Annotated in this window: 16 protein-coding genes, 1 tRNA gene and 2 pseudogenes; 9 read left to right on the top strand and 10 right to left on the bottom strand. The window is 39.2% G+C overall.

What is annotated here, in order from left to right:
• Positions 1 to 28: 28 nt before the first annotated feature.
• Both ON09_RS07435 and ON09_RS07430 read right to left on the bottom strand, forming a co-directional pair.
• Positions 29 to 1,444 (bottom strand): sugar porter family MFS transporter, encoded by a 1,416-nt coding sequence (locus ON09_RS07435; protein ID WP_010600430.1) that lies wholly within the window; start codon positions 1,442 to 1,444, stop codon positions 29 to 31.
• Between the two features lie 5 nt (positions 1,445 to 1,449).
• On the bottom strand, positions 1,450 to 3,225 hold the full coding sequence (locus tag ON09_RS07430) for a class I mannose-6-phosphate isomerase (protein WP_029204183.1): 1,776 nt from the start codon (positions 3,223 to 3,225) through the stop codon (positions 1,450 to 1,452).
• A gap of 429 nt (positions 3,226 to 3,654) precedes the next feature.
• Here ON09_RS07430 and ON09_RS07425 point away from each other — a divergent pair, with 429 nt between their 5' ends.
• Positions 3,655 to 4,389 carry a GntR family transcriptional regulator gene (locus tag ON09_RS07425; RefSeq protein WP_010600428.1) on the top strand — a complete coding sequence of 245 codons (735 nt, stop codon included), beginning with the start codon at positions 3,655 to 3,657 and terminating at the stop codon, positions 4,387 to 4,389.
• A 48-nt stretch (positions 4,390 to 4,437) separates the two neighbouring features.
• Positions 4,438 to 6,390, top strand: a complete 1,953-nt coding sequence (locus ON09_RS07420) for a glycoside hydrolase family 97 protein (protein WP_010600427.1) — start codon at positions 4,438 to 4,440, stop codon at positions 6,388 to 6,390.
• A gap of 255 nt (positions 6,391 to 6,645) precedes the next feature.
• Here ON09_RS07420 and ON09_RS07415 read toward each other — a convergent pair whose 3' ends face one another.
• A complete protein-coding gene (locus ON09_RS07415; protein WP_238533620.1) occupies positions 6,646 to 8,424 on the bottom strand; it encodes a glycoside hydrolase family 13 protein in 1,779 nt (592 codons plus the stop codon).
• Between the two features lie 477 nt (positions 8,425 to 8,901).
• On the opposite strand from ON09_RS07415, the gene ON09_RS07410 reads away from it, so the two are divergent.
• Together ON09_RS07410 and ON09_RS07405 are read left to right on the top strand one after the other, a co-directional pair.
• Positions 8,902 to 9,675, top strand: a complete 774-nt coding sequence (locus tag ON09_RS07410; protein WP_010600425.1) for a glucose 1-dehydrogenase — start codon at positions 8,902 to 8,904, stop codon at positions 9,673 to 9,675.
• Positions 9,676 to 9,741: 66 nt separating this feature from the next.
• Positions 9,742 to 10,326, top strand: a complete 585-nt coding sequence (locus tag ON09_RS07405; RefSeq protein ID WP_010600424.1) for a TetR/AcrR family transcriptional regulator — start codon at positions 9,742 to 9,744, stop codon at positions 10,324 to 10,326.
• A gap of 122 nt (positions 10,327 to 10,448) precedes the next feature.
• On the opposite strand, the gene ON09_RS07400 is transcribed toward ON09_RS07405, so the two are convergent.
• The gene (locus tag ON09_RS07400; RefSeq protein WP_010600423.1) at positions 10,449 to 11,297 is read right to left on the bottom strand and encodes a hypothetical protein; all 849 of its coding nucleotides are present in this window, start codon (positions 11,295 to 11,297) and stop codon (positions 10,449 to 10,451) included.
• A gap of 280 nt (positions 11,298 to 11,577) precedes the next feature.
• Between ON09_RS07400 and ON09_RS07395 the strand changes: the two genes are divergently transcribed.
• The 3 genes from ON09_RS07395 to ON09_RS07390 all read left to right on the top strand — a co-directional run bounded on the left by ON09_RS07395 (position 11,578) and on the right by ON09_RS07390 (position 14,395).
• The gene (locus ON09_RS07395) at positions 11,578 to 13,347 is read left to right on the top strand and encodes a hypothetical protein (RefSeq protein WP_238533619.1); all 1,770 of its coding nucleotides are present in this window, start codon (positions 11,578 to 11,580) and stop codon (positions 13,345 to 13,347) included.
• A 116-nt stretch (positions 13,348 to 13,463) separates the two neighbouring features.
• Positions 13,464 to 14,066: a mechanosensitive ion channel family protein gene (locus ON09_RS25930; protein ID WP_238533618.1), complete on the top strand. Its 603-nt coding sequence runs from the start codon at positions 13,464 to 13,466 to the stop codon at positions 14,064 to 14,066.
• Positions 14,067 to 14,110: 44 nt separating this feature from the next.
• The gene (locus tag ON09_RS07390) at positions 14,111 to 14,395 is read left to right on the top strand and encodes a hypothetical protein (protein WP_010600422.1); all 285 of its coding nucleotides are present in this window, start codon (positions 14,111 to 14,113) and stop codon (positions 14,393 to 14,395) included.
• 111 nt (positions 14,396 to 14,506) lie between these two features.
• Here ON09_RS07390 and ON09_RS07385 read toward each other — a convergent pair whose 3' ends face one another.
• The 6 genes and pseudogenes from ON09_RS07385 to ON09_RS07370 all read right to left on the bottom strand — a co-directional run bounded on the left by ON09_RS07385 (position 14,507) and on the right by ON09_RS07370 (position 17,380).
• Positions 14,507 to 15,115, bottom strand: coding sequence for an NAD(P)H-dependent oxidoreductase (locus ON09_RS07385; RefSeq protein ID WP_010600421.1), 609 nt, complete (start codon positions 15,113 to 15,115; stop codon positions 14,507 to 14,509).
• Positions 15,116 to 15,152: 37 nt separating this feature from the next.
• Positions 15,153 to 15,401: a hypothetical protein gene (locus ON09_RS26810; protein WP_394358215.1), complete on the bottom strand. Its 249-nt coding sequence runs from the start codon at positions 15,399 to 15,401 to the stop codon at positions 15,153 to 15,155.
• A 140-nt stretch (positions 15,402 to 15,541) separates the two neighbouring features.
• Positions 15,542 to 15,841: pseudogene (locus tag ON09_RS26805) on the bottom strand (hypothetical protein); the annotation flags it as partial.
• Between the two features lie 121 nt (positions 15,842 to 15,962).
• A pseudogene (locus tag ON09_RS25620) lies at positions 15,963 to 16,214 on the bottom strand (helix-turn-helix domain-containing protein); the annotation flags it as partial.
• Between the two features lie 38 nt (positions 16,215 to 16,252).
• Complete coding sequence (locus ON09_RS24160) at positions 16,253 to 16,834, bottom strand: hypothetical protein (RefSeq protein WP_202947125.1); 582 nt, start codon at positions 16,832 to 16,834, stop codon at positions 16,253 to 16,255.
• Between the two features lie 469 nt (positions 16,835 to 17,303).
• A tRNA-His gene (locus ON09_RS07370) sits at positions 17,304 to 17,380 on the bottom strand.
• Between the two features lie 223 nt (positions 17,381 to 17,603).
• Between ON09_RS07370 and ON09_RS25615 the strand changes: the two genes are divergently transcribed.
• Together ON09_RS25615 and ON09_RS25610 are read left to right on the top strand one after the other, a co-directional pair.
• Entirely contained in the window at positions 17,604 to 18,890 is a 1,287-nt protein-coding gene (locus ON09_RS25615; RefSeq protein WP_202947124.1) for a PD40 domain-containing protein, read from the top strand.
• 22 nt (positions 18,891 to 18,912) lie between these two features.
• Positions 18,913 to 20,841: a S41 family peptidase gene (locus tag ON09_RS25610; RefSeq protein ID WP_202947123.1), complete on the top strand. Its 1,929-nt coding sequence runs from the start codon at positions 18,913 to 18,915 to the stop codon at positions 20,839 to 20,841.
• Positions 20,842 to 20,959 lie beyond the last annotated feature (118 nt).

Genomic DNA, 20,959 nt, shown 5'->3' with positions numbered 1-20,959 from the left:
TAGGTTAGTGGTTGGGAATGATGTATTTTTATTTCTTTAGATGATCTTCCTGCCAATAGGCATCAATTTCTTCCAGTGAGCGGCCTTTGGTTTCTGGTATAAGTTTCCATGTGAGATAAAGTGCCGGTGAGCAACAAATGGCGAATATCCAGAAGGTCCAGGAGGAACCCAAACCCTGAAGCATTACCGGTGTAAGCTGGCCAACAAAGAAATTTCCAATCCAAAGGGTTAACGTAGCCAAAGACATCGCTTTGCCGCGAATACCATTGGGGAATATTTCGCCGATAACTACCCAACAAACCGGGCCGAAAGAAAATGCAAAACAGGCAATGAAGGCCAGGATAAAGATCAGTATCCATGGACCTGAAAGCATGCCGAACTGGAACAGCAGACCGATAATGAGGAGTGAAATTACCGCACCGCCAATTCCGACATACAGCAATGGTTTTCTGCCCCATTTATCAACTGTAAAAATGGCTACAAATGTGAAAACTACATTTACCAATCCAATAGTTACCTGCCCGCCAAGGGCATTATTTAAGGTAAACCCAGCTTGCTCTAATATTCTGGGTCCGTAGTAAATTACCGCATTAATACCGCAAACCTGCGACAAAAAGGGCAATAATAAACCGATCCATAAAGCCTTGCGGTAAACCGGCTTAAATAATGTGCTCAATGAGCCTTCTTCATTTGTTGTATTTTGATTTGCGAACACATCAAGTTCTTTCCTTGCGGCAGCCTCTCCATCAATCTTGATCAGGATTTTTTCTGCCTGATCTTTCCTTCCCCTAAAAAGTAACCATCTCGGAGATTCCGGCACCAGGAATAATGAAATTAGAAAAATGAGCGCCGGCAAAGCACCAAGGCCAAGCATTGCCCGCCATACTTCTGTTGAAAATATTTTCTCGGCGTCAGCTCCGGAAAAATTTTCTCCGCTGTGATTAGCCAGATAGGCATTGGTGAAATAAGCTGTAACAATACCAATGGTTAAAGCCAACTGATACAGCGACACCATAGTTCCCCTAAGTCTCGATGGCGCAAATTCAGATATATAGAGTGGAGAAACCATTGAAGCTACGCCAATGCCAATTCCGCCAATTAACCTGAATGCAATTAATGTGGAGAAATCACCGGCATACATACACCCGAGTGCAGAAGTCAGGAAAAGAAATGCCGATAAAATGAGTACGATTTTCCTCCCGAATTTATCACTTAGCTTGCCTGAAATGATTACACCAATAATGCAGCCCAACAGGGCACAGCTCACAAACCAGCCTTCACTTATCGCATTCAGTCCAAAGTCTTTAGTCACCAGGCTAATGGTTCCGGAAATTACAGCTGTATCGAATCCAAATAAAAACCCACCTAAAGCCGCTACCAGACAAACCAGATATAAATAGGAATTGCTCTTTTTAATTACTGTATGTTGTTCTTGTCTAATCATGGGAATTATTTTAAGAAAGCTTTAATCACTTTCGCTTTTTGGTTCGACTGGTTTACGATTGTATAACTGCCGGCAGCGGCTGGGATCACAAAAGTTTCAGCATATTGAAAAATCAAACTTGAACCGTTTGCTGTGGTTACGCTGATCGATACACCCTCTACCAGCATCAGTACGTGGCACACCCCATTGGTTTCAACTGTTACTGATGCATCAAAATCTAATCGATGTACGTCATAAAAATGATCCTGATGCGTAGGCAAATGACAACAGGTATAGCCATCTCCTTGCGCAATAACAGTTGGTTTTGCAATCAGTTCCTGCTGTACCTGTGCGCCTTTTCTGGAAAAATCAAGGTTTTTAAAAGCATGTTCAATATTAATGGGACGAGGTTTTCCATTTAAATCCAGCCTTAACCAATCGTACATTTTGAAGGTGAAAATGTAAGGTGTCGCACTGATCTCGAGGACGAGGTTTTGAGCGCCTGCGCTATGGATGGTGCGGTTAGGAATAAGGAAAAGATCGTGTTTTTTAGCTTGGTGAACCTGAACGTATTTCTCAATGTCAACTTCGATTCCGTCCTGGTTACTTTCTTCCAAAACTTTTCGAAAATCATTTTCATTGATATCCTCCTGAAAGCCCAGATAAACGCTTGCATTCTCTTTGCAATCGAGTATATAATAGGTTTCATCTTGGGTAATGGTTTCTCCGAACTGTTTTTGTATATAATCAAGGCTGGGATGACATTGAATGGATAGATTCCCGCCATCAAAAGTATCCAGAAAATCAAATCTGATTGGGAACTCCATTCCAAACTTTTCAGCGTGGCGCCCCAGTATATTTTCATGTTGTGTAAACATCAACATGTCAAAAGAAACTTCAAGCAGCAAACCACTGCTTTGGAATACAATACCATTTTCGGGTACAATTAACTCGAAAGACCAGGCATAGTTTACTTCATTCTGATCCAGTTGCGGCATGTGCTTTTTCATCCACTGCCCGCCCCAGGCGCCAGGTGCAAACCAGGGCCTCGCCCTGAATACGGTATTAGACATTTTAGCTAATCCATCACGAACATCATCCCCGAAAGCCCAATTGATTGGTCCTTCCCATTGTGCATCAACAAATACATCAATCAGGTTGCACAATTGCTTTTTATGTTCATTAAGTATTACCCAATCAATAAAATAGAAGCGTTTGTACATTTCCATCTGTTCCTGCGGAGTACGCATGCCCAAATTGCAAATTGAACCTGCACTCATTCGGTGCTGAAGCTCATTTTTAGGCATATCTACATAAATCACTTTAGCCGCCCATCCGGCAAGCGCTGCGCCAGGACCAACCAAAATATTAACAGAAACATCTTTATTAGGCAGTGTAGATTTCAAAAAATCTTCCACAAAGTAATCGCGAAGTGTTAAGGTGGTCTTATTGCCCCAAACCGAATCTTCCTGCCCCATAAAAGGTGCAGTTAGGCTGATAATTTCCTCTTCGGATTTCAATGCATTACTGAAATCAACCAGGTTCATTTTTACACCTCTCAATTGAAATTCGTTAGTAATGGCACTAATCAACCTATCCCAATAAACACCAGCATAGCCGTCGATGGCCACAGTTTGATGTTTAATGATATAATCGCACAAAGACGTAACTCCCGAAAATATTTTATGATCTCCCAGGTTGAAATATGGATAGATATCATATCCTTCCACAGTTTTAATTTTATTGATGCGATCAGGCATAATCTCCTGCTCGGTTTTTCTTAATGGTTCTTCTATTGACATAGCACTCTTGAAAAAAATATTAGATTCTGAAAGTTCCTGCTGCATATTGTATTTGTGTGTACATATTATAAGTTAAGATTTTAAGCAATGAGCATCTGTGCGTTCACCTGGTCCGCAGCATCGCAAAAGCTAAATCCTGCTTAAAATCAAATATGTTCGAATGAACGATCCAATCCATGGAATACTGGATAAATCGAAATAACTGGCTACAATAATTTGCCTGTGGTGACTCATCAGTTTTACAATATGGTTAGATCATACATTCAATAGTATGTATATACAAATGTATTACTTAATTATTATCTTCCAAATATTTTTTAATAATTTTCAATAACAAGCGTTAAAACTGAGAACCACAAGCCCTAACAACCTTATTTATGTATATACATACTTCGAAAAGATATTTTTTTTATTAATATTGTGATGATTATGAAACTTAAAATCGATCATAAAAGTCAGGTACCCTTGCATGTTCAGGCTGAAGAACTGCTCAGAAAGCTAATTGAGTCTCAGGAGTATATTGATGGAAAACTTCTTCCAAATGAAGTAGAGTTATCTAAAGACCTTAATATCTCGAGAACCACTTTAAGGCAATCGATTAACAAATTGGTTTATGATGGTTTACTGATCCGGAAAAAAGGGGTCGGAACCAGAGTTGTTGAGTCAAAATCTTTGAGCTCGAAATCAAAAAACTGGATGAGTTTCTCGCAGGAAATGAGCGCCCGGGGTATACCGATTAAAAACTTCGAATTACATGTAAGCTGGGTACTTCCCGAAAAAAGGATAGCGAGCTTTTTCGGTATCAAAGAAGATAAGAAAATATTAAAACTTGTAAGGTTAAGAGGTCGCCCTGAAGGTCCGTTTGTTTATTTCGAATCCTATTTCCACCCTATTGTCGGACTTACGGGTGAAGAAGACTATAAAGCGCCATTATACGAAATGCTGGAAAAATCGCACGGGATTGTGGCCATGGTATCAAAAGAAGAGATTAGTGCACTCCTGGCAGATGAATTTATCGCCACCAAACTGGAAACAGATATTGGATCGCCAATTTTGTTCCGCAAGAGGTTTGTTTATGATATAGAAGAAAGACCAATTGAATATAACCTGGGCTATTACAAGGCCGATAGCTTTATCTATACGGTAGAAAGCCGCCGGGAATAGTGTCATCAAAGAGGATATCTACATACAAAAATCACCAAAACACAGCAAATGAAACAAGCATCCCTTATTGTAAGCATTCTCATTGCATTCATCATGACTGCCCGGGCAGATGAAAAGCTCAGCCTTAAATCTCCTGACGGCGCTATTCAGGTTTCCATCAATATTGGCGAATTCATCACCTACTCAGTAAGTTATCATAATGATCTGCTTTTCAGCAACAATAAACTTGCATTGAACTTGAAAAATGAAAACCTCGGGAGCCCGGCGAAACTGCTGAATTCGAAAATTACGGCAGTATCTCATACCATCAAACCACATGTACCCCTTAAGTATTCAACTGTTGTCTCCAGTTTCAATAAACTTCTGATGTCTTTTAAAGGAAACTACGCTATTGAATTCAGGGCCTTTAATGATGGGATCGCTTACCGGTTTATTACCAATAAAAAAGGAGAAGTCGAAGTTTTGAATGAGCAGGTTGACCTGAATTTTCCTTCATCATATGATATTCATGTTCAGCAACCTGCAAGTTTTAAAACAGCTTATGAAGAAACCTATTCAACTGTAAATTCAGCAAACTGGAATGCTAAAATGAGTACTTTACCAGTATTGATTGATACTAAAAAACAATATAAAATACTGGTTAGTGAATCCGATCTCTCAGATTATCCTTGTTTATTCCTGAAAGGAAATGGAAACAATAAGATCGAGGCAACATTTCCAAAATCGCCGCTGCGCTTTGCCCCTGATGGCGACAGAAGTTTAAAGATTACCGAGGAAGCGGCTTACATTGCTAAAACCGCCGGAAAAAGGAGCTTTCCATGGCGTTATTTTGTGATCAGCACAGCTGATAAACAGCTTCTTGAAAATACCATGACCCTGCAACTTGCGCCAGAAAGTAAGATCAAAGATCCGAGCTGGATTAAACCAGGACAAGCCAGCTGGGAATGGTGGAACGATGCTTCGCCTTACGGACCGGATGTAAACTTTGAGTCGGGATATAACCTCGAAACCTATAAATACTATATCGACTTTGCTGCAAAATTCGGCATCAAATACATCATAATGGATGAAGGATGGGCGAACAGCACTACGGATCCTTACACGCCAAATCCGAAAGTAGATGTTCATGAATTAATCCGCTATGGCAAGGAAAAAAATGTTGGTGTGGTGCTTTGGCTAACCTGGCTTACGGTACATGAGCACATGGACCTCTTTAAAACCTTTAAAGAATGGGGCGTTAAAGGCTTAAAGATAGATTTTATGGATAGAAGCGATCAATGGATGGTAAACTATTATGAACGTATTGCAAGTGAAGCAGCAAAAAATGAATTGCTGGTTGATTTTCATGGTGCTTTCAAACCTGCCGGCCTGGAATATAAATACCCTAACGTCATCTCTTATGAAGGTGTGCGGGGAATGGAACAGATGGGCGGTACTTTACCAAAAAACAGTTTATTTTTACCTTTTATGAGAAACGCGGTTGGGCCAATGGACTATACTCCCGGTGCGATGATCAGCATGCAGCCCGAATCCTATCGGGCAGAGCGACCAAATGCAGCCAGCATTGGCACAAGAGCCTACCAAATGGCGTTATTTGTCGTATTTGAAAGTGGATTGCAAATGCTGGCTGACAACCCTACCCTATACTACCGAAACCTCGACTGTACAGAATTCATTACATCAGTACCCACTACCTGGGATGAGACTATAGCGCTGGAAGCCAAAGTTGGAGAACTTGCGGTGGTTGCAAAAAGAAAAGACAAAAAATGGTTTATTGGTGGGATTAACAGTGGAGGAGAAAAAACCAGAAAACTTACCCTAGCTCTAGATTTTCTTGAAGCAGGAAAAACATACAAAATGACTTATTTTGAAGATGGAATTAACGCCGCTCGGCAAGCAATGGATTACCGAAAAAAATCGATAACCGTAAAAAAAGGCGATAAAATTGATGTACAAATGGTTAGAAACGGTGGCTATGCAGCTGTAATAAATGCAGATTAAATAAGATAGCGTACGTACCACAAATTTTATCCTAAATGTAATTCTGCCAAACATGTTTCACATGCGCCAGGTGCCCATATTTATGTAAATGATGGGCACCTGGATTAATGATATATTATAAAAAGTTATCGAAATATGGCTGATTAGCTAATAATCAGATTATAAAACCGGATAATGGTTAAGGATTTAATAACAAACCAAAAACAAAATCCCCAAACACATACAAATGTAACAGGTCTCTATCTCCTGAAGGAATTATTTAAAAAGCACAACGAGATCCATAGGCTGAATAGTTACTGACTTAAACGTTTTTTTCGAAAACACATCCTTATAACTTCCACTCTTCAAAATTGCACTTTTGTATTGCACAGGCTTTTCTGACCGATTTATAAGCACGATCACCTCTTCATTATTGTATTTACGGCTAAATGCGTAAAACCTTTGCATATCATTTTTTTCAACTGTGGTATAGTCTCCAAGTTGTAATGATTTATAGGTTTTGCGTAATCCCATAAACTTTTGGTACCATTTAAATAGCTCCTTATTAAATGCAACCTGGTCAGCCCCATGCCTGGTCTGGTCCGGATTATAGGTTTCAGGATCGTATTTTTTATCTTCCCAAATCATAGGCTTGCGGCAGTCAGGATCATTGCCACCCCAAATACCTGCCTCATCACCATAAAAAATCATGGGCGATCCCAAATACAGCATCTGAAAAGCAGCAATAAGCTTTTGTTTCTGTATCTGACTGGCAGTAGGCTTGCGAGCGTTATAGTCCTTGTTATTGCTTTTCTGGCTCCAGTTAAAGTACTTTCCCCAATCGCCGAATTTCAAACCATCGGGATTTGCAACCGCACTTGCTAATCGGGTAGCGTCATGGCTGTTCATCAGATTCTGCATATTTAGTGCAACATCATTTCCGAATGCCTCACGCAACTCCTTTAAACGAGCATCAAATGCAGTTACGGTAGATCCGGTTTTGTCCTGGATAAAAAAATCATGCATAATAAATGCAAAATTATAGTTCATGGTTGCATCGAACTCATCACCCTCCAGGTAGGGTTTAGTTTCATTTATTGGATACACCAACTCTGCAGTCATGTAAGCGGTTGGGTTGATGCTGCGCACCCATTTTCTCCAGTCCTTCCAAAAGGGATGACCCACGTCATAAGCCACATCCAGGCGCCATCCATCAATTCCATCTTTTGTTCCCTTATCCATAGGGTTCATCCAGCGCTTAGTGGCATTAAAAATATATTGTTTGGGGCCGGCCACAATACCATGATTATCTTCTTTAAATTCTGGCAATGTCTTAACCCCAAACCAGCCGTTATAATCAAAAGTTGTACCCTTAGCGGCATCATTCCAGCTTTTTACAGAGAACCAATCAGCGTATGGCGAAGCCTGTTGATTTTTATCCACGTCGCGGAAGGCAAAACTTTTTACGCCCATGTGGTTAAAAACACCATCAAAAATAATGCGCATGTTGCGTGAATGAACTTCTTTAATAAGCTTTAAGGCCAGAAGATCAGCTTTTGTCCAAACCCAGGTTTTTACATCAAGTGGATTTTCCTTTTCCATTAAGGCTATATCGCCCTTAGGGTCGGGCCCAAAGGTAGGATCGACATGATGGTAACACAAGGCATCATATTTATGAGAGGATGGAGACCAAAAAATTGGCGTCATGTAAATGGCATCAACACCTAAAGACTTGATGTAATCTAATTTATTGATTACGCCCTGCAAGTCTCCACCATAACGGCGACGTTGCAGGTTATAGTAAATATCCTTACCATTTTGCTGCTCATAAGGCTGCAACTGGTACCAATCGCTTGTCCAGCTATGAATTTGAAAAGGTGACGTCGTATTAAAAGGGTAAGCACCGTCCTGGTCTTCAGCTTTAGGATCGTTTGTAGGATCGCCATTATTAAAGCGTTCAGGAAAAATCTGGTACCATACAATCCCCTTGCTCCACTCCGGCGTAAAACTCTTCTGGGCCATAGAAGTGACCGAGATTAATAATAGTCCCGCCAAAAAGAATGATCTGAAAATATACTGCATAAAAATGATTGATATATTGAATAAGTAAAATGATCTGGTGGAGCGGCATCTAAAGCGCAATGATAAGGAAAAATAGTTGAACAGATCATCATGCGCAGATCATGATCTTTGATAAGGCAAAATTTTGCAAGATTGTTTAATTGCTTCAACCTAAGAACTCCTGATCATTAAGCGAGATTTTCTATCAAACGATTAAAATTTGCTTCCCTCTAATCCCAGCCGCGTCATCGGATACAAAAAATACTACATCTTTTGCGATATCGGCTTATAGCCCTCTGCGACCGAGCGGTGTTTTTTCGATGAAGAATTTTCCCTAAGCACAAATAAAAAACTAACAATCAACACATTATATAGATTGATAATTTGATGACATTTAATATTCGGAATGTTCGTTCCGAATATTATACCTTTACGGAACATTCATTCCATTAATAATAAAAAGAAAGAAAAATGAGTAAATTGAAAGATAAGATTGCCGTTGTAACTGGTGGTACTTCGGGTATTGGCTTTGCTACAGCCAAAGCATTTATTGCGCAAGGTGCAAAAGTAGTGATCACAGGGCGGAAACAATCAACTCTTGATGTGGCCGTTAGCGAATTAGGCAGTAATGCGGTCGGAATACGTGCAGATGCCTCTAGCGTAAAGGATACAGAAAATTTAGCAGCGGAGGTTAGGTCGTTATTTGGAAAGGTAGATATCTTGTTGGTAAATGCTGGCGGTGTTGAAGTATTTGAGCCAATCGGACAAATTACCGAAGAAACTTTCGATACCATTTCAGGTGTCAACTTTAAGGGCGCTGTGTTTACTACCGAAAAGTTTGTTCCACTTTTGGTTGATGGCGCATCGGTTATCCACCTGGCTTCTGTGTCAGCATTTTCATTTAATGCTGGTAATGCCATTTATTCAGCAAGTAAGGCAGCGTTAGTAGCCTACAGTAAAAATGCTGCGTTTGAACTGGCAGGAAGAAAAATCAGGGTAAATGTGGTAGAGCCTGCTCTGACTGAAACCCCTGGTATCCATAAGGGTGCTTTTGCAAACGATGAAATCCATACCCACATCAAAACTTTGATGCCATTCAAGCGTTATGGAACCGCTGAGGAAGTAGCTGGATTAATTACCTTTTTAGCTTCCGATGAGGCATCATTTATATCGGGAAGTGAAATTACCATTGATAGTGGCGCCTCTATTAATGTACCTATGCGACTGTTAATTTTTTTTGCTTAAATACGGAACGATTATTCCGAATTACTTACCTTTGTGAAATTGCTAAATTTCACAAAGGTTTTTTTTATGGCACGCACAAAGGTATTTAACGAAGCTGAAGTCTTGGATCGGGCAATGAACCTGTTTTGGGAGAAGGGATATCATGCAACATCTGCACAGGATTTGGTTGACGGACTGGGGATTAGCCGGTCCAGTTTGTATGACACTTATGGCGATAAACACTCGCTTTTTGTAATGGCTTTGAAACGATATCGCGAGGAAAGAATCGACCCGGTAATTCAAGGTGTAAATAGCGCTGATGATATTGAAGCTTACATCAGATTTATTTTTGAGGCTGTGAAAGAAGATGCGCTGAGCGAATCCCGATCAAGGGGCTGTTTCATGGTAAATTCGGCAGTAGAACTGGGAACAGTTGACCGTGATGTAGCAGCCATTGCAAACGACATCATGAAAGACACGGAAGATATGATAACTAAAGCCATCGAGAAAGGACAACAACGAGGTGTGTTCACCAAAACGCATTCCGCAAGTTCATTATCAAGGTTCATCTTTAATTCGTTGAACGGACTTCGGGTAACAATGAAGTTCGATGCAAGCAAAAAAATGTTTGAGGACATTGTTAATGTCTGTCTCGCGAGCCTAAAAGCATAATTGGATATGGTGTTGAACCGCTTGAATGCCTTTCGAGCTTGCTTAATACTTTGTTGAATAACAGGAGAATCTGTTGGGATAATAGCAACGAGAACTTAAATGGCAATGAAGCATTTATCGAATCATTTCCTGTAAAGCGGTGCTCTTTTCAGCAGGTATTCTAAGGGCCCGTTATAAGAACCGTCGGTATTACTCAAGAAGGCTTTGTGGCTTTCATTATAGATACTGGCATTATTATCCATGTAAATCTGCAGGCTTACGCTCACATCAAAACGCTGAACGGCACTACTGCTCGAAGACCCATAACTCGATATACCTTTAACTTTATCCGCATCATCCCTTTTCACACTCGAATTGTCACTTGCAGAGGTATAACTGGTTTGATAGCCCTTATTTTGGGTGACGGTACCATCAATTACATATTCGACGCCAAGGATATCGCAAATATTTTTCATCGTAAACCCAATCATTTTATCTTTGGTTGCACCCGCCTGGATTAACATTGCATTAGTGGTGCGGGGATCCAGGATGGTATATCCGGCCGAATGCTGGCTAAGTAGTGCAAAGGCATCTTGCTGGGCTTTCAATCCGATGGCATCTGCACCCGGTTGGTTATCCATTAAAAAAGTAAAAGGCAATATAGCGATCTTATTATGGTGGTCAGCCGGAGTTGCCGTCATTGCAACCTGATCTTTCTGTCTGGTTTCAGCGGGTGAAGCCGTTTGAGAAATCGTTTCAATGCGTCCACTCGAATGCACAATTTGTGCAATGTCTGATTTTTTTATCACATATTCTGCAGTTTCACCATCGTATACAAAGGAAACATCAGCGTCTGTAATCCTGATTATTTTACCTTTAATTTCTTCCCCGTTATTTTTTTTAATTACATCTGGTTTTTGATTTCCTTGGTTTTGGGCAAATGTGCTTACTGTCACCATCAAACACATCAAAATAAGGTAGATTTTTTTCATGTTGTTGTTTATTTTTTCTCAAATAAAAATAATAAAAATATACGACGGACTGATGAAAAAGCTAAAGAAATATTGAAACAATGCAATTCCAAAAATGTGTTAAATGATACTAAAGAAAATATACCCTACCAAACACTAGCCCCTGTAGATCAACATTTTACTGAACAGGCTTATGTAAACAATTCAATCAGTATCAAACTTCAACTTAAATCAAATTTGGAAACTGACATATTTGGATACATTTCAATTTTTATTTAATATTGAATAAGCATGCCCTACCATGAACTCTAAATTTACACGGATTATCATTATCCTATTGTGTTTTGTTTTTTTCACCGTTTCCACTTCAGGACAAACAAAATCTGAAGGGAATGTTAAGACAGATTCCGCAAAAGTCAAGACCAAAGGTTTTATGGCCAGGATGCAGGATTTCGCCAAGAAATCTGCCAGGGAAAGTATCGAAGATTTTAAGTCAGATAAAGTGGCCATGGTTCAGCTTGAGGTTATCAACCAGATCAGGCTAACTACTCAAGATGCCAAGGGTTATTTAAAGACCATTACAGATACCTTAGCATTGAAGAGAAAGCTCAAAAAATTAAGGGAAGATTATCTCATCGCAGCTGAAGGGGTACTCATCAATAGAGGTACAACTCAAACTTATAGAAATCTTGCATCAACAAAACGGGTTCTGAATGCACTTACCTTAGATGCAAAAAGAAGCAAATCGTCACTGGATATCACTCAAAAGGAGTTGGCATCTTTTCACTACAGGATAGATTCACTTTCTACTGCTCCTGAACTATTTGTTTTCCCGAAAGATTCCGCTCAGACAATGGATTATGTGCGCACACTGGCAGCTGTTGCCATAGATGCTGCGCCAGTTGACTCGCTTTTGAAATCTACGAATAGCAAGGTCCAAAAATTGTTATACAACTATAACATTATCATTAGCGAGTTTCAAAACGCAGTTGAGCAGGTAGAAGGTTTTGAGCGGCAAATGGCAAATGAAACAGTTGCTCGCGAGCTTCCAAACATCTGGCAAAAGCAACTTCACTTCAGACCATTTAAGGATATCGTTAGCTTTTCGCTAACTAAAAACATGTTAACCTTAAAGTTTTATGCCGTTAATAACGCAGGCAAACTTTGCCTAATTATTTTTCTCGCACTCTGCTCTTATATTTATTTAAACGCACTTCGGGCAATTTACGTGGAAAAGGGATTATTGACAAAAGAGATGAATGGCCAATTAGCAATAAGGTATCCGGCGTTATCAGCTGTATTAATTGTGCTAAGTCTATTTCAATTCCTGCTCTTGTCTCCTCCGTTTACACTGCGTTTCATCATCTGGATAATTTCCTGCCTGTGTCTAACAATTGTTTTCAAAAACTTCAACACTCCCTACTGGATGAAGGTTTGGCTGCTTATGGTCGTATTTTTTGTCTTCGCCTCAGCAGGTAACCTGCTTTTGCAAGCTTCCAGGCCAGAGCGATGGTATATGCTCACATTATCTTTGATTGGGGCTGTAGCAGGGATTATCATCCTTAGACAAAAAAGAAATGTTGAACTCCGCGAAAAATGGATAGCCTATTCCATCCTATTCATGGTATGCGTTGAGGGCCTTTCCATTATCTTAAATATTTACGGGCGTTTTAATCTGGCCAAGACGTTATTTCTAGTTGGCTTTCAGAATGTAATCATTGCTATACTATTTCTCTGGGTCGTTCGCCTCATTAACGAAGGATTGCTGCTCGCATTTGAAGTTTATACCGTACAGGACAGGAAACTTTTTTATGTGAATTTCGGCAAGGTTGGTGGTAAAGCACCATCGCTATTGTATGCACTTTTGGTGTTAGGCTGGGTACTTTTATTGGGGCATAACTTCCCCCTATTTGAATTTCTTTCAAAACCGGTTACTGAATTTATGAGTGCTAAGCGGACATTGGGAAATTATAGTTTTAGTATAAATGGCATACTGCTGTTTTTTATCGTGATGACCATCTCCGTCATTCTCTCCAAGATCGTTCCTTTTTTACCTCTGATGATCATTTAATCAGCAGTAAGGGTACGAACGAGAACAGCCGCGGCCTGGGAAGTTGGGTATTACTCCTGCGGATCAGCATCTTGTCAATAGGCCTTTTTCTTGCGGTAGCTGCTGCAGGCATACCTATGGAACGCATCACTATTATCATTGGTGCGCTGGGCGTAGGCATTGGCTTCGGCCTGCAAACATTAGTAAACAACTTGGTCAGCGGACTGATTATCGCATTTGAAAAACCTGTAAATGTTGGTGATATTGTAGATATCGATGGCCAGGGAGGCACCATGAAATCCATTGGATTCCGAAGTAGCGTAATCAGTACCTGGGATGGTGGAGATCTGGTGATGCCCAACGGCGATCTGCTCAATTCTCATTTGATGAACTGGACACTCTCAGGAAACCGCAAACGTTTATCAATGGAGATCGGCATTGCCTACGATACCGATTTGCAAAAATGCAGGGAAATTATCTATCAAATCCTGGAAGATGAAGATAGGGTGCTGAAAAACCCTAAGCCGGCGGTTAACTTCGAACTGTTTGGCGACAACGCTATTGCGCTCAAAATTCAGTTATGGACCCGGCATTTAAAAGATAATAATCCAACCAGAAATGACCTGATTATTGCTATAAAAGATGCTTTTGATCAAAACGGCATCAAAATTCCTTTCAGCCAGCATGAAGTTTATCTCCATCAGGCGGCAAATCCGAAAAGTCTGGATAGGGAAAAATAAATCGATGATATAAATAATAAGCTTTAACTTATAACCGGTAGGATATGCCTAGTGTTGCAAATATATTATACATATTAAAGGAGATACCGTTAAAGGAATCAGGAAACACAGGTCGCAATCCCCACTGCAAATCTGCCTTGACCGAAAAATTCTTATACACCAGTTTCTCACCACCTGCAAAGATCCCGATGTCGGTTTTGCGTTGTTTTTCATCAAAATTGAAAGTAGCACTTGTAATTGTGATTTTTTCTCCGAGCGAATCACCTTTTCTTAAATATCCATCTGAAACACTTCCTGAAAATGAAGGTCTGATTAACCTGGCAGCATAAAATCCCAGCTTGATTTTCCAATGGTTACCAAAAAAAAATACTGTTCAAAATAGCTACAGACTTATGTTATAAATAGCAACCATAAATAAGCTACGCCATCATTATCAGTTATTAATCGATATCAAAAGCTTTTTGCAAATGGTTAGGGTAATTCTTTAAGTCGCCTGCGATATCGCCGTCTTTAAAAATATCGAAACAATTATAGTCTTGCACAGTTTCTACTCCACAGAAACGATAATTACTTGTTATCTGGATTAAAACATCCGCTGTACTTCTTCCTTCAAACAAAGTTTGTGAAGGGTCACCGAAACTAGCTTTAGGTGCATTCCATGTTGCGCAAACCATAAACTTTTTACCTTCCATTTTTCCACCTGTTCCGTATTGTTTCGTAAGGTCTTCTCTTGTTCTGCCATCACCAGAGAGAAATTTTGCACTTTGCAAGCCGCTATTAAAAACCTCATCCACATACTTCTTATAAATCCAAGGTGCACCAAACCAATTTATTGGAGTTTGCAAAATGATAATATCTGCTTCAATGTGTTTTTCTACTTCTTCATTTGCATCATAACCATTTTCCACTTTGGTTTCTAACACTTCAAACCCTTTCTCTATAAAAAAATCTTTAGCTTTCTGGTTAAATGAATCATTTAGTAACCCTTCTGACCAGTTAGGATAAGTTAAATGCGTATTGATTAATAGTACTTTTTTTGCTGAAGTCATTGTAATTCTTATTTAATGTTCTGATTATTTATTTTGATTAAAGACCGAATACATTTTTTAAGTATTTAGGATAGTTTTCTAAATCTTCTTTAATATGTCTGTTATGGAAAACATCGTAGCAAAAGTACCCTGGAAGTACAGTATAACCTATAAATGAATAATTAGCGCCAATGTTAAATAGTGCATCATCGGCACTCTTACCTTTCCAAAGTGGTTGTTTTGCATTGTTAAAACTTTCTTCCGGTGCGTTCCAAGTTGCAGAAAGTAAAAATAGTTTCCCTTGCATTTTTCCACCTGTTCCATATTCTTTAGATGGATTGGTTTCTGACCGGCCATCACCACTAAGAAATTTTGACTCTTCATTGCGCTTGTAAAAACTTCATCTACATATTTTTTATAAATCCATGGGGTGTTTTCCCAATTTACAGGGGTTTGCAACACCACAATGTCTGCTTTCAGGTGTTTTTCAACTTCTTCATCCACATGATAACTATCTTCAATTTTCGTTTCCAGCACGTTAAAATTTTGAGAAAGAAAAAACTCTTTGGCTCTTGCATGGAACGCGTTATTGAGTTTTCCTTCAGATAAGCCAGGATAGGTTAAGTGAGCATTAATGAGCAATACAGTCTTTTTCTTACGGATTTCTAGTAATGTGGTTTGGGCATTAATTTTTACTGAGAACACTAAAAGCAAGATTATTAGTGTCGGAAAGATTTTATATTTCATTTGTATGTTCTATTATCATGCAAAATTAACTGCAGCAGAAAAAACACACAGAAACAGATTACCAGAAAAAAAAGAAACAAATTACTGATAAACAAAAAACGCCTTTTAGGGGCGTTGTAATTTAATTTTGAAGGTGAGCATCCAGTTTCGTTCGATATTCTTTGGGTGTGGAGCCAACCATTTTTTTGAAGAATTTTGAAAAGTAATTGGGGTATTCAAAGCCTAATTCATAAGCAACTTCGGCCGTATTTAGTTTTTGATTTTCAACCAATAACGCTTTAGCTCTCTTAATTACAAAGTCATGAATATTCTCAAGTGCCGATTTTTGGGTGAAGTGTTTAATAATATCACCCAAGTAATTTGCTGTGAGACCTAGTTTATCTGCAAAATATTGGACACTTGGAAGTTGGTTTACGGTTGAGCATAATAATCAACAAGGCTTTGCTGAAAATCGCTTACAATGTAATTATATTGCTTCGGGTCAGTTGAGAATTGTCGTTTATAAAAGGCTTCTACTAATGAAACTAAAACATTCACATAAGACAAAAGAACTGCAGAATTTCTTGTTTCGCTTTTGTAATATTTCATCATCAATTTAAAAACATCATTAATTTCCTGCACTTCTTCATTGGTTAAATAAAGTGCTTCATGTTGCCCGTAATCCAGGTAGCTTTTAAATAAAAACCTATTTTCTTCAATGATTTTCTTGGAAAGTTGTAAGTACATCCCTTCATAAGTCGGCTCCACATCCCAGCCTTCGTTAACAACCATCTCTGGACTATTGAAAAATATAGCTGTAATTGGTTTTTTCTCAGGTGTATTTTTATTTTTAAGATTGATCTTGATGGAAATTCTGTAAAAATCGACGGCAATAGCTTCCGACTTTAATCGCATATTAGGTGGATCGTAGTAGCCTACATCAATATCGTTATCCAAAGGTTTTTGTAAACCCAGGTATTCGTTATAGGAGACGAAGTTTTTAAAAGTTTCCATTTGTAAAGATATTAATATAACAATATCGAATGCAACATCTAATTTATCCTGCATCACTAATTTTGTTCAGGGTTTATCATAAAACAGCAGTTTCAAAATTGCGCTGCCTACGGAGATTTTACCCTTGAAGTATTAATTCTTATCCAGAGATGGTTATGAGGAAATTTTAGCTGAAACTATATCTGATGCCTATCATAGCGCAATGAAAAAATCGCCATACTTGAATCCAAACTGGCAGAGCTCAACACTGAAAACTAGCAATATTAATGAAGCTAGGTTTACTTTATCAAAATTCCAGTATTGAAGGCAAAAAGATATTTGATAGTACACATCTTCCGGAAAATGGAATACTGTGGATACCGATGTCGAACGCCAAAAAAATCTTAATACAAGAGTGTGCTGCACTGAAAATCAGATGTTACCGACAAAAAAAATGGGACAAAACCATTCGAAAATGTTCTTGTCCCATTGGGGTGGCTGATGGGGCTCGAACCCACGACCCTCGGCACCACAAACCAATACTCTAACCAACTGAGCTACAGCCACCGTGTTTTTTAGTGTCACAAAAGTACGACTTTTAATATTTCTTGCAAATATTTTTTCCATTTATTCGTCGCAAAAAACATAACCAATTATATCACAGCCAATTTAATTAAAAAACGATATCCGTTATTATTTCAGCCGACATTATTGTTACTTAAATTTCCAACATTTAAAAGTATTTTTATCCTTGATTTCTATCGCTAAACAAACCAACCAATCATTCTTTATGAAAAAAACTTTTACACTTTTATGGTGTCTTTTATTTTCAACATTGCTGCATGCGCAAAGCAATCCTCAATGGATGCGTTACCCTTCCCTATCTCCTGACGGAAATACAGTAGCTTTTACTTACAAGGGCGATCTGTACCGTGTAGCCAGTAGTGGCGGTACTGCCCAGCAGCTTACCTTTCATGAAGCACATGATTTTATGCCGCAATGGAGTAAAGATGGAAAACAAATCGCATTTGCATCCGATCGGTATGGAAACTTCGATGTATTTGTGATGGCTGCAAATGGTGGTGTTGCAAAACGGCTCACCTATCACTCTGCAGATGAATATCCTTTCAGTTTTAGCTACGACAATAAATCTGTGGTATTCGGTGGTGTAAGGCAAGATGAAGTGAGTCATCGTCAATTCCCAACTGCATCTCAACCAGAACTTTACAGTGCACCGGTAGATGGCGGACGTGTTGATCAAATTTTTACCATTCCTGCTGAATATGTTCAAAGCAGCAAAGATGGTTCTAAAATGATTTATCATGATAAAAAAGGTGGGGAGAACGAGTGGCGGAAACATCATACCTCATCAGTTACCCGGGCGATTTGGTTATTTGATCAAAAAACTAATAAGCATACCCAAATCAGTACTTTTTATGGAGAAAACAGAAACCCGGTATTTGCTGATAATGAACAAAATATTTATTACCTGAGTGAAGAAAGCGGATCGTTTAACGTTCATAAAATGCCGCTAAAAGGAAGTTCAAAAAGTGAACAAGTCACTAAATTCAAAAAATTTCCAGTGCGATTTTTAAGTATCGCCAATAATGGTCTTCTATCTTTTGGTTACGACGGAGAAATTTACACACTAAAGCCTGGTTCCACACCTCAGAAAATAAACATTACCATTAATACACAGGAGAAAATGAATAATGATGCCTTTATTACCATAAACGGCGGCGTTAGAGAGATGTCTGTTTCTCCTGATGGTAAGGAAGTAGCTTTTATTGCACGTGGAGAAGTTTTCATTACTTCAGTAGATGGAAAAATGACCAAAAGGATTACCAATACACCTGAGCAGGAACGCTTTGTAGAATTTGCGCCTGATGGAAAATCAGTGGTTTATGCAAGCGAAAGAGAGGGTAAATGGCGCATCTATGAAACCAGAAAATCTCGTAAAGAAGAGCCTTATTTTTTTGCTGCCACGCTACTGGAAGAAAAACCTTTGGTAAGCAACAGCAATGATAATTATATGCCTAGTATTTCTCCTGATAGGAAAAAAAATCGCTTACATTGAAAACCGAAGATCATTGAAAGTGATGGAATTGGGCAATAAGCAAACTGTTACCCTGCTTACGCCAGATCAATTATATTATATGCAGGATGGCGATCAATATTTCACCTGGAGCCCGGACAGCAAATGGATTTCGGCAACATACAGGCCAACCATGTCTAACGGTGAAGTGGTATTGCTTGATGCAGCTGGAAAACAACCCATGAAAAACCTAACGAAAAGTGGCTATGGCGATGGTAATGCAAAATGGGTAAATGATGGCAAACAATTAATTTGGTTCAGTAACCGCGACGGTATGAAAGCTCATGCCAACAGCGGTTCCTCGCAACGAGATGTTTACGGCCTATTCTTAACCAAAGATAGCTGGGAACGATTTAACCTCAGTAAAGATGATTTTGCCTTACTTAAAGACATCGAAACCACTGAAAAGAAAGCAAAAGAGGAAGCAGCCAAGAAAGCCGTTAAAGATCCGAAGGCGAAACCTGTAAAAGTAGATTCAACGGTAGTTTTTGATTGGGATGGTATCGATAATCGCAAAGCTAGATTAACCATCCATTCATCCTCTTTAAGCGATGCCGTACTTTCTAAAGATGGTGAAAAACTGTATTATTTAGCCAGCTTCGAAAAAGGAAGTAACCTATGGAGCACTAATCTGCGCACCAAAGAAACTAAAATGGAGATACCACTGGATGGAATGGGTGGCAATTTATCATGGGACAAAGCACAGAAAAATCTTTATTTATTGAGCGGCGGGCGAATCTCAAAAATTAATCCTGAGAACAATAAACGCGAACAGATTAATATTGATGGTGAAGTTGAGGTGAATGCAGAAGCAGAAAGAAACTATATGTTTGAACACGTTTGGCTCCGTAATAAAGGTATGTTTTACACGCCTACGATGCATGGAGCTGATTGGGACGCCCTGAAACCTGCCTATCAAAAATACTTACCACATATTGGAAACAGTTATGAATTTGCAGAGATGCTTTCTGAATTACTAGGAGAACTCAATGTTTCACATTCGGGAGCAAGATACACCAGAACCATCACAAATGCTGATGCGACAGCATCTTTAGGTGTGTTAGCAAATTATAAAAACGAAGGCAATGGCATTTTGATTGATGAGGTAATTTCAGGCGGGCCACTCGACCGGACAAAATTCAATGTTAAACCCGGGATGATTATCGAGAAAATAGATGGTCAGTTAATAGAGGCTAATCAGGATGTGGCAAAATACCTGAATAGAAAAGCTGACCAGTTTACATTATTGGAAATCCTTGACCCTAAAACTAAGCAAACCCAACAAATTACAATTAAGCCCATCAGTTTAATGATGGAAAACCAATTGCTTTACAAACGGTGGGTCAAAATTAATCAGCATGAGGTAGATAGTTTAAGTAAGGGCCAGTTGGGCTATGTACACATCCCCGGCATGAGCGATGGACCCTACCGGAATGTATATGAAGAAATGATGGGCAAGTTTGCAGATCGTAAAGCAGTTATCGTTGATACCAGATTTAATGGTGGCGGCGATCTGGTTTCAGACCTTGCCATGTTCTTTACTGGTCAAAAGTTTTTAGATTACGCAACTGCACAACGCTCCGTAGGGTACGAACCAACTTTTAGGTGGACAAAACCTACACTAGCGATGTTTAATGAAGCCAACTACAGCGATGGCCATTGTTTCTCATGTGGATATACCGATTTGGGAATTGGAAAAACCGTAGGCATGCCCGTACCAGGCACCTGTAGTTTTGCCGGTTGGGAAGCGCTTCCTGATGGTACCCGCTGGGGTTCAGTACCCATCAGCGCTAAAAACAAGGCGGGTGAATGGTTGGAAAATCATGAAACCAAACCCGATATTCAGGTTAAAAATATGCCAGGCGTGATCGACAAAGGCAAAGATCAGCAGTTAGAGGTAGCAATTAGTGAACTCCTTAAAATTGCAAAATAACGAAATCTATCCCTGAAGAGCTTCTTCCTCTTCAGGGATTTTTTTTCATTCTTCTGGTCATATGCTTTTAATTTCAGACTGAAAACTTAGCTTTGCTGAAGATTATGAGTGTGTACGT

It is taken from the genome of Pedobacter agri PB92 (genome assembly GCF_000258495.1).
GTDB lineage: Bacteria > Bacteroidota > Bacteroidia > Sphingobacteriales > Sphingobacteriaceae > Pedobacter > Pedobacter agri.
The sequence above is the reverse complement of the archived record's forward strand: the minus strand, read 5'-3'. Positions and strand labels throughout refer to the sequence as shown.